This is a genomic window from bacterium (genome assembly GCA_018830565.1).
GTDB lineage: Bacteria > UBA9089 > JAHJRX01 > JAHJRX01 > JAHJRX01 > JAHJRX01.
In genome coordinates, this window is record JAHJRX010000035.1 from 1 (window position 1) to 14,072 (window position 14,072).

Below are 14,072 nucleotides of genomic sequence, written 5' to 3' on the forward strand. Positions count from 1 at the left end.
AGAAAGGTGCATATTCTTCCATTGGATCACCCTTGGAGGAAGTTTAAAATAAACCCATATAAAAGATCATTTTTATCTAATACAAAATAGGACATTTCTATTTAACGGAAAACAGGACATTTTCATTTTGCTGTTACAGGAGAAAAGATTGGATTGGGGTCAGACCTCGAAAGCAGAATTAACTATACCCTCTACTTTCTTTTGAAATTCTTTATGTTTGTTTATCTGTTCTTTTACTCGAATACTTGTTTTACCTATTGCAGTCGAAGTTACTCCAAACATCTCACCTATTTTCTTATTACTCAATCCAGTGTAACTATATAAAATATAAATCGCTACATCCCTGGCTGTCTCCTGCCGAAATCTTCTCCTTTTTATTATTCTATCCTTCTCTACCCCAAATCCATTTATTACTGCATCTAATACCTTTTCAGCAACTTCGTTATCACCCAACCTTCTCTGTTGTGGTAATTCACTGTTTATAACCTTTCTGTTCACAAACTTCTTCTCTATCCAACTAACAAATTTATCACTACCTAAAACTAATCCATATCTTATCTTTTCTAAAATCCTCTTCTCCTGCCCACACCTCTCCATTATTAACTGTTGATATTTAATCCGGGCATCTTCTTCACTCTTCCCTAATCCTCTTAATACCTCTTCTCTCAATACCCATTTATGTACTTTCTTTATCCCTGCATAATCATGATAACTGCTCCATTTATACTCATTTAATTCCTTTACCATTCCTGCCCGAATTGGATTTAAGTGAATATAAAAACTTAAGTTTTCCCAGTAATTTTCTTCACCTACAAGTATGCTTTTATATCGTCCTTGAAATAAATGTCCGCTTCTGTTATGTCTCCGATTGTAGTAAACACTATAAGATGTTTGTAACCACTGTATTGCCCTGGAAAGATTTGCCTCTTTAGTACGCAATAATAAATGATAATGATTCCCCATTAGCACAAATGCAAAAATCTCTATCCCAAATTTCTCTACAACCTTCTCAAGGTATTCTAAAAAACGATGATAGTCTTCATTAATGGTATATATCTCTCCTTGAGCAACTCCTCTTGACATAACATGATAAACTGCACCTTCGTATTGTATTCTCCAAGGTCTTGCCATAATAGTTCTCATAATAACACATCATTCTTATTTTGCCAAGTTAATTCTGCTTTCGAGGTCTGACCCCTACTATGATAAAAAAAGCTTGATTTTAGTTATAAAAAAACATAAGATAACTTAGAAATGATTGATGAAAGATTAACAAAGATAGCTTTATTAGTTATAAAAGGTCTTGATTTAGGGATAGATGATGCTCTTTATTTAACTCAAACTCCTTTATTTGAACTTTTATTCTGGGCAAATTACCTTCGGGAAAAATTTAAAGATAAAAAGATTGATACTTGTAGCATTATCAATGCCAAAAGTGGTAAATGTTCCGAAGACTGTAAGTTTTGTGCTCAATCAGCTCTTTATCAAACCCAAATTCTTACGCATCCCTTAGTAGAAGAAAAAAAGATCTTAGCAGAAGCACATCAAGCAAAGCTTGACGGAGCCAAGAGGTTTGGCATCGTAACTAGTGGTAGAAAGCTTAACTCAAAAGAGATAGAAAGAGTCTGCCAAGCTATCAAATCTCTAAATCAAGAAGGTGAAATTCTTCCTTGTGCTTCTTTAGGCAAGCTCACTTTGGAATATATTCATTTCCTTAAGGAAGTAGGCTTAAAAAGATATCATCATAACTTAGAAACTTCAGAAGATTTTTTTTCAAAGCTTTGCTTGAGTCATTCTCATGCAGAAAGAGTAGAAACTATTAAATTGGTAAAAGAAGCAGGACTTGAGGTTTGTTCAGGTGGCATTTTTGGGGTAGGAGAGACATGGCAGGATAGGATTAATGTTGCTTTCAAGTTACGAGAGTTAAGGGTTGACTCTATTCCCTTAAATTTTCTTAATCCTATTTCTGGTACTCCTTTAAGTAGTATAGAGAGAATAGCTCCATTTGAGATATTACGAATAATTGCCCTCTTTAGATTTATTCATCCTCAAAGAGATATCAGATTAGGTGGCGGGCGAGATGTTAACCTCAGGGATCTTCAAGCCTGGATGTATTATGCTGGAGCTAATGGAGTGATGATTGGAAATTACCTCACTACCTCAGGAAGACCACCAGAAGAAGATCTTAGGTTCATCAAAGACTTTGAGCTGGAAGTGGGTCTAGAGAGGAAAGATTAAAGAAGTGCCAGAAGAAAAGAGTAAAAAGACAAGGATGGAGATTAAGGAAAAGATAGAGCAGGTAGAAGTTCTTCTCAAAAAAATGGGTAGTGTTTTAGTAGCTTACTCTGGTGGGGTAGATTCTACACTGGTCATTGAGATAGCTCGTAGGACATTAGGAGAAAAGGTATTAGCAGTTACTGCTAAATCTCCTCTTTATTCTACAGAGGAGCTTAAAGTAGCAAAAGCTATGGCAAAAAAATTAAAAGTAGCTCATTTGATAATCGAAGGAGATGAATTAAATATCCCTGGTTTTGTTGACAATCCTAAAAATAGATGTTATCTTTGTAAAAAAGAATTATTTGAAAAACTTTTTCAAATAGCTGCCAAATACAAGCTTTCTTATGTTTTAGATGGCTCAAATGTTTCTGATATTTCTGATTTTCGACCAGGTAGGCAAGCAGCTAAAGAGCTTGGTGTCTGCTCACCTTTAGAAGAAGTAGGCTTGACCAAAGATGAAGTGCGACAGGTATCAAAGATGATGGGTTTATCTACTTACCACAAACCTTCCTCAGCTTGTTTGGCCTCTCGGTTTCCTTATGGTAAACAAATTAGCTTTGAGACCTTAAAGATGGTAGAGAAAGCAGAAGAATACCTTAGAAGATTAGGTATCTGGCAAGTTCGAGTAAGACATTATGAAAATCTCTGTCGAATTGAAGTAGAAAGACAAGACTTGCCTATTCTTTTAGCTAAACAAGGGAGAATAGTTGACAAATTTAAGAAACTTGGCTACATTTATGTGACTCTCGACTTAGCAGGGTATCGCTCTGGAAGTATGAACGAGGAGTAAAAAATGGCCAAACGAGTGGTAATAGCCATGAGTGGCGGAGTAGATTCCTCTACCGCCGCCTACTTACTCAAAGAAGCAGGGTATGAGGTGGTGGGTATTACCATGGATCTTCTCCCGTCCAGCTGTAAAATTGAAAAAGCAGATAGTTGTTGTTCTTTGCAAGCATTTCCTGATGCTCAAGATATAGCTGATCAATTAAAGATTGAATATTATCTCCTTGATTATAAAGAAGAGTTTGAAAGAGAAGTAGTCAGATATTTTGTGAATGAGTACCTTAATGGTCAGACTCCAAATCCGTGCGTGGTTTGTAATGCCAAAGTAAAGTTTGGTTTATTGCTTGATAAAGCTAAACAATTAGGAGCAGATTATTTAGCTACTGGTCATTATGCCAGAGTCTTAAAAAAAGATGGACGGTATGTTATTGAAAAAGGAAAGGATCTAACCAAGGATCAGTCTTATTTTTTATATCGTCTTTCTCAGTATCAGCTAAAACATCTCCTTATGCCTCTCGGTGAACACAAAAAAGAAGAAGTAAGAAAGATAGCTTATTCCAGAGGGTTAAAAGTTTATAATAAACCAGAAAGTCAGGAAATATGTTTTATTCCTGATAATCATTATCAGGAGTTTATTAAAAAGAGATTAGATAAAGATCAAGAGCCTGGTTTAATTTTAGATAAAAGCAATAAGATATTAGGTAGGCATCCAGGGGTAGCTTTTTTTACGATTGGCCAACGTAAAGGATTAGGCATTGCTACAGGCAAGCCACTTTATGTCTTGTCTATTGACTCTAAAAAGAATGTTCTGGTAGTTGGCGAAGAAGCTTTATTGTATCGTCGAGAATTAATAGCTCAGGAAGTAAACTGGATTGCTATGGAAAAGCTGACCGCAGAGATGGAGGTTATGGCTAAGATTCGCTTTCTTCATAAGGAAGCCGAGGCTATTATTACTCCAATCTTAGATGGAAAAGTAAGGATAAAATTTAAAGAACCACAGCGAGCTATAGCTTGCGGTCAATCAGTAGTCTTTTATCAAGAGGGGGTGATTACAGGAGGAGGGGTAATTGGAAAAGAAGATACCTCTTGATGATAACGATTTACTCCAGATAAAGATGGAGGCAGAAGTAGAAAGTTTTAAAATAACGAGAATTAGATTAAAAGAAAAAGAAGAGGTTGAGGACAAAGTAATTAAAGAAACTCCCTTAACTATCTTTCTAAACGGAGAAGAATTAGTAACTTTACTCTGCACTCCTTGTCAGCTAATATATTTAGCGATAGGATTTTTAGCTGGTGAGGGTTTTATAAAGAAGAAAGAAGATATCAAGGATATCTCCCTCGATCAAGAAAGAGGTATCATCAAGGTTGAGGTAGAAGATAGTTTAGAGTTAGTAAAAAAGAGTTTTGCCAAAAGAATGATTACCTCAGGGTGCGGAAAGGGAACTATATTTTATTCAATTAATGATGTCTTAGGTTCTTCTATCATCCAGAGTAAGATGAAGCTTCATTACTCTGAGGTTTTAAACTTAATGAGAGAATTTCAAAATAGCTCTCTTTTATTTAAAAAGACTGGTGGTGTTCACAGCTGTGCCTTATGCCAAGATGGAAAGATTCTCAAATTTCAAGAAGATCTTGGTCGACATAATGCCTTAGACAAGGTTTTAGGGGAATGCTTCTGGGAAGGAGTTTTTACTTTAGACAAGCTCATCTTGACCAGCGGTAGGATAACTTCAGAAATCTTACTTAAGGTGGCAAAATGGGAAATTCCAATGATTATTTCTCACGGCGCTCCTACTGACTTGGCCATTAAACTGGCAGAAAAACTTGGCCTAACTCTGGTAGGCTTTGTGCGTGGGGAAAAGATGAATATTTATACTTATGAAGAAAGAATTTTAATTTAAAGGAGAAGGGGAATGCAAAAAGATTTAGTGGCCAAGATAGAAAGTTTAAAAAAGGAGAAAAAGGTGGTTATTTTAGCTCATAACTACCAAAGAGGTGAAGTTCAAGACATTGCTGATTTCGTAGGAGATTCTATCGATCTTTCCAGGAAAGCAGCTACTACTTCAGCTGAGATTATACTCTTTTGTGGAGTGCTATTTATGGCAGAAGCTGCCAAGATTTTATCTCCAGGGAAAGTAGTTTTACTACCAGATTTAAAGGCAGGTTGCCCCTTAGCTAATATGATTACTCTTAAAGAACTCCGCCAAAAGAAAAAGGAGTATCCAGGGGCAGTGGTGGTTTGTTATGTCAACTCAGCCGTAGAGATTAAAGCAGAGTCAGATATATGCTGCACTTCTGCCAATGCAGTAAAAGTAGTAGAGTCAATTCCTCAAGATAAAGAGATCATCTTCATTCCCGATAAATGGTTAGGAGACTATACTTCCAGAATAGCCAAAAGAAGATTAATCTTATGGGATGGTTATTGTGCTACTCACCTGAAGATCTTACCAGAAAATATCTTACTTCTTAAGGAACGTTATCCAAAAGCTGAAATCATTGTTCATCCAGAATGTACTCGTGATGTAATAGAGATGGCTGATCAAGCCCTAAGTACTATGGGCATAGTTAAATGGGTCAAGGAATCAAAAGCCACGGAATTTATTATTGGAACCGAAAATGGCATCATCCATCGATTAAAGAAAGAAAACCCAGAGAAGAGATTCTTCCCAGCTTCAGTCTTAGCTGAATGTCCTAATATGAAATTAACTACCTTAGAAAAAGTTTTGTGGGCATTAGAAGAGATGAAATACCAAATAGAAATTGAGGAAGATATTCGCCTAAAAGCAAAGAAAGCCGTGGAGAGAATGCTTGAGATCTAATCAAGCAAAACAAGTTGGCTAAAAAACATTACTTGAAATCTCAGATTGTTGTTTATGCTCCTAATAGAATCTACAAAGAAAAAACCTTTAAATTTAAAAACTTACCAGTTGGTTAATTTGGTAGGGTTGTCATTATTTATTATCCTGACAATGATAGTAACCTATCAAGATATAGTCAGACTTATAACTTGAATAACAAACCAAGCAAAAAAGGTCCAGCCAAGAGGGAATAGAAATCTCTTGGCCGATAAGAAAAATATATCATGAAAAATAAATGCCAACATTAATGGCAACCAACGAGATTGAGCCTTAAAATTTCATGATCAAGGTTAATCCTTGTCAAATGAGGATACCTTGATCATTTCTATGGGTAGTTCTCTACCACAATACTTGCAAACTACGGCATTTTCTTTAATGATCTCTGTACAGTAGAAGCATGCTTTAGTGTATCCTTTAGATGCCAAAGGTGGAAGGACAATAATAACCGCTATAAGTAACGGAGCAATTACACACAAGAAAAACCACAAGATGGGGCTATGTCCCTTTTTTTTAGCGATAATACTTCCTACGATACCTACGATAATAAACAGAATAACAACTCTAAACAAGGAATTCTCTACTTTTCTTATGATTATTTGTTTATCTTCTCTCTATTTCACCTGCACTAATAAATGGCACAGCGCCACTACCCGTAACTTGGGGAAGTATTCCGTTCCATTTATCTATAGCTTTGAGGTTGGCCTCTATCTTTCTCAGTTCTATCAGGTCTGGTGTAATATTTACTTTCTGTAACCTTAATGACTCTGCCTCGGCTGTGGCTGCGGTAATCTTCTGCTCTGCCTCGATCTTTATCCTATCCAAGTCTCTCTTTGCCTTTAGGGCAAGTTGTTCTGCGGTTTGCTTTGACTCAATAGCTTCCGTAAATATCTCGGAGAAACTAAATGAGACAATAGAAAACGCATCAACGGCTATATTATACGCTAATAGTCTTTCAGCAAGTTCTTCTTTTATGGAATCGCTTACTGCTGCCCTCTTGGTGATAAGCTCTTCTGCTGAATACTTGGCTGACACAGCTTTCATTACCTCTTGTATGGCCGGGTCTATAATCCGTTCCTTGAATTCTATCCCCAGAGTTTGATAGACAATATTTGCCTTATCAGGTATGACATGATAGTTGAGCGCCACCGCTGAACTCACATCCTGAAGATCAGCCGAGGCAGATGCAGCATCTGTCCCTGTCTTCTGAACCTTAACATCCATCAGGACAACCTTCTGCATTATAGGTATCCTAAAATGCAGTCCTTCTCCAAGCACATCTTTCCCGACAGCGCCAAAATTAAGAACAATTCCTCTTTCGCCTGGCCCAACCATGGCCCATGGATGGAAAAACAAAAAGCCAATCAGAATTGCTCCAATAATTACAGCCAGCCTCATAGGACCTCCCTTCATTGCAGACTGCATGGCCTCCTTAGCCCTATAAATATCTCTTTCATCCATTATACTACCTCCTCTTTAAAAATTTTAGTTAACGGCTGGTGGATAAAAGAAGCCCAGCCCTTTTGACCTGTGGATTTTATATTTCGACATATTTCGATAAAATTCTTTTAAAATCACTGTTAGCTAAATTTAATTCTTTAATAATATACCAATGTTTAAATATTGTCCACTTAATTTTTTCTTTTGAGATTATTTTTGAGATTATAAGATCAATTCCTCTATCTATTTCCTCTGGTAATACTCTGGTAATAATTTTCATTTTGGCAGGCTGTGGCACAAGCCAAAATATTATTTGACAATTTCTATAAAAGCAATTACCATCTCATTTAAGTTAACTTATTTACTTTAAATTTACTTTAAAATTTTGTCTTTTAAAAATAAAGGGGTCTTTAATTGAAGGTAGTTCTTGCTAATTCAGTAGGCATAGATAAAGATGGTTATTATATTGTTCATTCTCCAAGTAGGTGGTCATTTTCTGCTAAAGATTATAAAGAGCAATTTACTTACTATCCATGGGAATTAGCTTACACTTCAAGTCTTTTGAAAAGAGAGACTAATAATAAGATTAAACTTCTCGATGGCTGCTTAGAAAAATGGGATTTTAAGAGATATCTTGAAGTACTTAAAGAAGAAAAGCCAGATTGGCTAATCATGGAACCATCGTCCCGGACTTATGATGAAGATTTGAGATTAGCTTTGGCTTGCAAAGAAGTGTTGGGCACAAAGTTAGTCTTTTGTGGTCAACATGCCATCGCTTATCCTGATGAAGTATTAAAAGCCGGGATTGATTATGTTGGTATTGGAGAGTATGAATATACTGTCTTAGAACTAATTCAAGGAAAGAATCCTTCTGGTATCCTTGGTCTTTATCCCAATCAGAGAAGACCTCTTTTAAACTTTAATACTCTTCCTTGGCCTGAAGATGATGATGTGGCCCGGATAAAATATCATGAACCAAATTGTGAATATCAAGAGATCCAACTATATGCCACTAGAGGATGTCCTTTGCAATGTGTCTTTTGTGTCTGTGGGAATCTTTACTATCTAAAACCTAATTGGAGACCACGAAATCCTAAGGAGGTAGTAGCTGAACTTAAATACCTTAGGAATAAATATCCCCAAATGGAAGGTGGGTTTTTTGATGAAGAGGTTCATAATGCTTCAAAAGCTTATATTCTTGAACTTTCTAAAGCTATAGTCGAAGCAGGATTAAATGACCTTCATTATACCGCTATGTGTGGTTATTGGAATCTCGATCAAGAAATGCTTGCTGCTATGCGGAAAGCTGGTTATTATAAATTAAGGATTGGCATAGAAACCGCCAGCGCTAAGATTGCTGAATGCATTGGGCTAAAAAGTAAGTTTAACATAGAAAGACTGTATCAAGTTTTAGAAGAAGCAAAAGAAGCGGGAATGAAGATTTACGGAACCTTTCTTTTTGGAGCCTTAGGTTCTATCAAGGAAGAAGACGAAAAGACCGCTCGTTTAATTCAAGACATAACCAGCAAGGATCTTTTATGTGACTTGCAAATCTCTATTTGCACCCCTCAACCAGGGACTCCTTTTTATAAGATCGCCCAAGAAAAAGGATATTTAATTAATGAAGACTTAAGAAAGTTTGATGGAGCTCAATCTGCGGTAATAAGTTACCCGGCATATTCCTCAAATGATATTTATCAAACTTTTCGTTATGCTTTTCAATGCTATGATCAAGGCTTAGAAGAAAGAAAGAGGATAAAATTCCTACCTAAACTAATAAATAATTTACAAATTCATCTTTTGGATAACATCAAGAAGGTTTTACTTTTACGATCTGGAAGAATGTGGCAAGTAAATTTGGGAATGGAAGCGCTAAAGAAGATATTTCCAGACTCAAAGATAGATATTTTATGCCAAGCAAATATAAAGAATGTGATAGAAGACAATCTTAATGTCAATAAGATTTATGTTTATGGAGATGGTTTTATCAACTTAGATACTTTTGATAAGTTATTGTTACCACAACTTACCAATGAAGATTTTGATTTAGTGGTCGTCTTGTATAATAATTCAACAGGAAGAGGTTTTCAAGAAGTAAATAGATTAGCTATGTCTTTAAATCCTAAAAAGATCATCGCTATTAATCCTGACGGAGAGATAGAGCAGGTGAAATAGTGAAAGTAAGTCTGGTGATTACCAATTGGAATGGAAGAAAGCTTTTAGAAGAATGTTTACCTTCTATCTTAAAGGTAGTAGACAAAGATAAAGATAGAGAGTATGAGGTATTAATTGTAGATGATTGCAGTCAAGACAATAGTGTAGAATTTATTAAGAGTAACTTTCCTTCCTTTAAAGTCCTTATCCCAGAACGCAATCTTGGTTTTCAAGGAGCTACTAATTTTGGGGTCTTAAATTCCAGTGGAGAAGTAGTCATTCTCTTAAATAATGATCTAAAAGTTAGAGAAGATTCATTTTTTCCCCTCTTGGAATACTTTAAAAGAGAAGATGTCTTTGCGGTAGGTGGAAAGTTATTTCAATTTGACGAAACTAGTTATTTAGCAGGAAACTATCGAATCATATTTAAAAGAGGTCATTTTAGTATATTTACTGCTCCCCAATCAGATACTTCTTATTATATTCCTTTTGTTTGTGGAGGGGCAGGAGCTTTTGACAAAAAGAAATTTTTAGAACTTGGTGGTTTTGACAACTTGTTCTATCCCTTATACTATGAAGATATAGATATCTGCTATCGAGCCTGGAAGAGGGGATGGAAATGTATTTATGAACCAAAAAGTTTAATGTTTCATAAACATCAAGCTACTATTGCTACTCAAGTAAAGAAGGTAAAATATTTATCAGGTTGCAATAATTATCTCTTTACCTGGAAAAATATGACTGATTTTAGTTATATTTTAGCTCACCTCTTTTTTGTCCCTTTATTTTTATTAAGAGACTTAATCAAAAGAAATTTTCGTTTTTGGAGATGTATATTTAAAGCCTTAAAGAAACTTCCTCAAGTCCTTCAAAAAAGGAAGAAGGAAAAGGGGCGAGATACACTTTCAGATAAAGAAGTATTAGCCCTTTTCGGCGCACCTTATCAAAATAATCTTTGATTATCTTCTTCTTTTCATCATTTGACGTCATTTTGGGGCGATAAATTTGTTATTCTTAAATGAGATTATGTACCTTTAATAACCCCACTATTTCTTGATAAACTTCTTCTACGGTAATTAATTGCATACATTTGGCAGAAGTAGGAGCATCAAGACATATTTTTCTATAACAAGGAGCACATTCTAAATCAGGGACCATAGCTTTACCTCGATTGTAGAAATATACTTCTTGGGCACAAGTAGAGCCAAAGATAGCTAAGACTAATCTCTTTAAAGCAATCGCAAAATGCATGGCAATAGAGTCTCCTGTAATAATAAGATGACAACTATTTACAATACCAGCAAACTGCATCAAAGTGTTATCGCAACCAGTGTCAATAATCGGGAAATCTACCAAAGATTTAATCTGACTATTTCTTTCCACCTCTTCTGGTCCGCCCAAAAGTAAGACCTTGGCTTTTAATTCTCGATGGAGTTTATTAGCCAAAGTCACATATCCTTCCAGTGTCCACTTTTTAGTAGCAAAGATAGGTCCACAACCAGTGTTAAGTCCGATCACTAAATCGCCTTCTTTTATTTCTTTACTTTTAATAAGATTTTGGCCATATTTTAAATCTTCGTCACTAACTGGTAAGATATATTCTTCACCTTGAAATTTTAAACCAATAGCTTCAAAGATAAACTCTTGATAACTTTGTTTATTTTTTTTAAACTTTAAGGGGTCATTAATGCCTAACTGGAAAGAATATTCTGCTTCTTTATTTAAAGGATAGATATTACCATGAGCTTCTAAACCATAGCCTAATTTTTCTTTGCTTTTAACGAGGCTGGCTAAACTTGTGGCTCCTGTATCTTTATCTAAGCAATATAAGATATCAAATTCTTCTACTTGTAATCTTAGAATTGTATTTAGGTCTAAGATGTACAATTTATCAATCAAAGGATTTTCTTTTAATAACTGAAAAGAAGCTTTATCGGAGACCCAAGTAATGTGACCAGGATCATATTTTTCTCGGAGAAGTTTTAAGAGAGGGGTAGTGCGAAGCACATCTCCCATGGCGCCTAATTTGATAATTAAAAGCCTTTTGCCCATAGGTTTGTAATTTGAGCAGTCTTCACAGAGGCTCTTATATTTACATGGTTTTTCTCCTATCAAATAACGACAATCTAATCTCAATTTCATACTTTTTCTCCTTTTGCCTTTTCCTTATTATATCTTATTGATATTTTAGTGTCAAATCATTTATAATTACCAGACATTTATAATTACCAGATATAATTATAGAAAAGAGAATATTTTGAAATTTTAGTAACATCATTTAGTAAAATATCTTTGTAATTTAGCGCCAGATTGTTTATAATTACCAAAAAATAAAATAAATGGTGGCTGTTCCGAATCAAAAGTGAACAATGGAAGTAAAAGATTTAGTGTTAGAGATTGGAAGTGAAGAGATGCCTTCTTATGCGATGGAAAAAATAATCCATCAATTAGGGGATAAGACTTTAAATATCTTAAAGAGAGAAAATTTATGGTCCGAAAACATAGAGACTTATGGCACACCAAGAAGATTAGTTGTCTTCATTAAAAATTTAGCTACTAAGACTAAAGAAATAACTCAAGAAATAATGGGCCCAGATATCCAAATCTCTTTCGACGAAAAAGGAAACCCTACCTCTACTGCTTTAGGTTTTGCTAAATCTCATCAAGCAAAAGTTACCGATTTAAAAATTAAAGAGACTCCCAAAGGAAAAAGAATATCTATCTCCAAAGTTATTTCAGGAAAAGATACGGCTTGTCTTTTACCGATTATTCTTCCTGAAATTATTAACTCTTTATCTTTGCCTAAGACCATGCGTTGGGAAGCTAAGGATATTAAGTTTATTCGACCCATAAGATGGATCCTATGTCTTTGGGGAGAAGAAAGAGTTAATTTTTCCTTAGGAAATATTATTTCTTCTGTTGTAACTTATGGCCATCGGTTTAAGACTAATCAAGGAATTGAAGTAGCTAAAGGAGAAGATTTCTTTAAAGTTTTAAGAGATAACTATGTGATCCTGGATCAAAAAGAAAGAAAAGCCCATATTTTATCTCAGCTGAAGAAAAAGACAGCGGAACTAAAAGCTATCTTAGTGGAAGATGAAGAATTATTAGAGAGAGTTACTTATCTGACTGAATATCCTTCCGTTTATTTAGGCAGGTTTAATCAAGAATTTGTTAACTTACCTCAAGAAGTCTTAATTACTTCCTTAAAAGAACATCAGCGATGTTTTTCTTTAAAAGATACTCATCATTGTCTGTTGCCTTACTTTTTATTAGTGAGTAACTCTTTTTCTAAAGAAGCAAGTGGTAACATTATTCAAGGTAACGAGAGGGTAGTATTAGCTCGTTTAACCGATGCTTCTTTCTTCTTTAAGGAAGATCAAAAGGTACTTTTAAAAGAAAGAGTGGAGAAAGAAAAAAATATCATTTGGCAGAATAAATTAGGATCTTTATGGGATAAGACCCAAAGACTGATTAATTTAGCTGAAATTATCTCAAAAGAGGTTAGTCCAAATCTAACTGAAGCCATTAAAAGAGCAGCTTTTTTATGTAAAGCTGATTTAAGTACCGAGATGGTCAAGGAATTTCCTAATCTTCAAGGAATTATGGGTTATTATTATGCTAAAGCTGCTGGGGAAAAAGAAGAAGTAGCTTTAGCGATTAAAGACCATTACTTGCCTCGATTTGCAGAAGATACCTTACCTCAAAACAAGATAGGAGCTATTTTAGGAATAAGCGATCGTTTAGATACCCTCGTAGGATGTTTTTCTCTTGGCATTTCTTATCATAGCTCTCAAGATCCTTATGGGTTTCGACGACAAGCCCAAGGAATAATTAATATTCTCTTAAATTTTAAAATAGACGTTTCCTTAGATAAATTAATAGATGAAAGTTTAAATATTTGGGAAATCAAAGAAGAAAGAGAGAGACTTAAAGGAAATATCAAGAGTTTTTTAGAAGAGAGAATTAAGTTTATCTTTAGTCAGCGGAAGATTGACTTAGATATCATTGAAGCTGTAAGTAAGAATTTTAGTCTTCCTAATCGAGCTTTAGAGATTAGTTATCTGATTAAAGAAAATAAACAGCAAAAAGAATTTTTAGAATTAGCTACAGCTCTTAAGAGAATTTATAATATTCTTCAAAAGAATACTTATGAGGGTAAAATAAAAGATAACCTTCTTTTAGAAGAAGGTGAGAAGAAGTTATTTGAAATTTACCAGGGTCTAAAAGGAGAGATACTAAAGATGTTATTAGAGCAAAGATACCAAGAAGCTTTAGATAAACTTACTTGTTTTACTCAGCCGATTAACTATTTTTTTGATAAAGTTATGGTGATGGTAGAGGATGAAGAGTTAAGGCAAAATAGGTTAGCTTTACTTTATCAAATTAAAGATCTTTCTTTGAAACTTATTGATTTTTCTAATCTTAAGATATAGATATAACGACAAAAATAGTTGACAAAATATAAAAAATTGGGCGGTGTCCGACAATAGTTTAGTTATAATGAGGTATCTGAAAAAAATATAAAAAAGGTGGATTATTCATTACAAATTTATCATTGCA

The 14,072-nt window shown here is 34.7% G+C and carries 12 protein-coding genes; 8 read left to right on the forward strand and 4 right to left on the reverse strand.

Annotated features, from left to right (window positions below; genetic code table 11):
* Positions 1–159 precede the first annotated feature (159 nt).
* Positions 160–1,083 carry a transposase gene (locus KJ849_02680; GenBank protein ID MBU2599466.1) on the reverse strand — a complete coding sequence of 308 codons (924 nt, stop codon included), beginning with the start codon at positions 1,081–1,083 and terminating at the stop codon, positions 160–162.
* A 171-nt stretch (positions 1,084–1,254) separates the two neighbouring features.
* Here KJ849_02680 and bioB point away from each other — a divergent pair, with 171 nt between their 5' ends.
* From bioB to nadA, 5 genes are read left to right on the forward strand one after another with little or no spacing between them, the layout of a single operon-like run.
* Entirely contained in the window at positions 1,255–2,238 is a 984-nt protein-coding gene (bioB, locus tag KJ849_02685) for a biotin synthase BioB (protein ID MBU2599467.1), read from the forward strand.
* Between the two features lie 34 nt (positions 2,239–2,272).
* Entirely contained in the window at positions 2,273–3,067 is a 795-nt protein-coding gene (gene larE, locus KJ849_02690) for an ATP-dependent sacrificial sulfur transferase LarE (protein MBU2599468.1), read from the forward strand.
* A 3-nt stretch (positions 3,068–3,070) separates the two neighbouring features.
* Complete coding sequence (gene mnmA, locus KJ849_02695; protein ID MBU2599469.1) at positions 3,071–4,150, forward strand: tRNA 2-thiouridine(34) synthase MnmA; 1,080 nt, start codon at positions 3,071–3,073, stop codon at positions 4,148–4,150.
* Positions 4,151–4,175: 25 nt separating this feature from the next.
* Positions 4,176–4,961: a formate dehydrogenase accessory sulfurtransferase FdhD gene (fdhD, locus tag KJ849_02700; protein ID MBU2599470.1), complete on the forward strand. Its 786-nt coding sequence runs from the start codon at positions 4,176–4,178 to the stop codon at positions 4,959–4,961.
* 12 nt (positions 4,962–4,973) lie between these two features.
* Positions 4,974–5,879: a quinolinate synthase NadA gene (nadA, locus tag KJ849_02705; GenBank protein ID MBU2599471.1), complete on the forward strand. Its 906-nt coding sequence runs from the start codon at positions 4,974–4,976 to the stop codon at positions 5,877–5,879.
* 329 nt (positions 5,880–6,208) lie between these two features.
* Here the strand turns inward: nadA and KJ849_02710 are convergent, their stop codons facing one another.
* The gene (locus tag KJ849_02710) at positions 6,209–6,487 is read right to left on the reverse strand and encodes a hypothetical protein (protein MBU2599472.1); all 279 of its coding nucleotides are present in this window, start codon (positions 6,485–6,487) and stop codon (positions 6,209–6,211) included.
* 31 nt (positions 6,488–6,518) lie between these two features.
* Positions 6,519–7,376 (reverse strand): prohibitin family protein, encoded by an 858-nt coding sequence (locus tag KJ849_02715; protein ID MBU2599473.1) that lies wholly within the window; start codon positions 7,374–7,376, stop codon positions 6,519–6,521.
* A gap of 393 nt (positions 7,377–7,769) precedes the next feature.
* On the opposite strand from KJ849_02715, the gene KJ849_02720 reads away from it, so the two are divergent.
* Positions 7,770–9,530 (forward strand): radical SAM protein, encoded by a 1,761-nt coding sequence (locus KJ849_02720; GenBank protein MBU2599474.1) that lies wholly within the window; start codon positions 7,770–7,772, stop codon positions 9,528–9,530.
* Positions 9,530–10,468 (forward strand): glycosyltransferase family 2 protein, encoded by a 939-nt coding sequence (locus tag KJ849_02725; GenBank protein ID MBU2599475.1) that lies wholly within the window; start codon positions 9,530–9,532, stop codon positions 10,466–10,468. The genes KJ849_02720 and KJ849_02725 overlap by 1 nt, the downstream gene beginning before the upstream one ends.
* Positions 10,469–10,523: 55 nt before the next feature.
* Here the strand turns inward: KJ849_02725 and KJ849_02730 are convergent, their stop codons facing one another.
* Positions 10,524–11,651: a glycosyltransferase family 9 protein gene (locus KJ849_02730; protein MBU2599476.1), complete on the reverse strand. Its 1,128-nt coding sequence runs from the start codon at positions 11,649–11,651 to the stop codon at positions 10,524–10,526.
* A 227-nt stretch (positions 11,652–11,878) separates the two neighbouring features.
* Between KJ849_02730 and glyS the strand changes: the two genes are divergently transcribed.
* The gene (gene glyS / locus KJ849_02735; protein ID MBU2599477.1) at positions 11,879–13,945 is read left to right on the forward strand and encodes a glycine--tRNA ligase subunit beta; all 2,067 of its coding nucleotides are present in this window, start codon (positions 11,879–11,881) and stop codon (positions 13,943–13,945) included.
* Positions 13,946–14,072 lie beyond the last annotated feature (127 nt).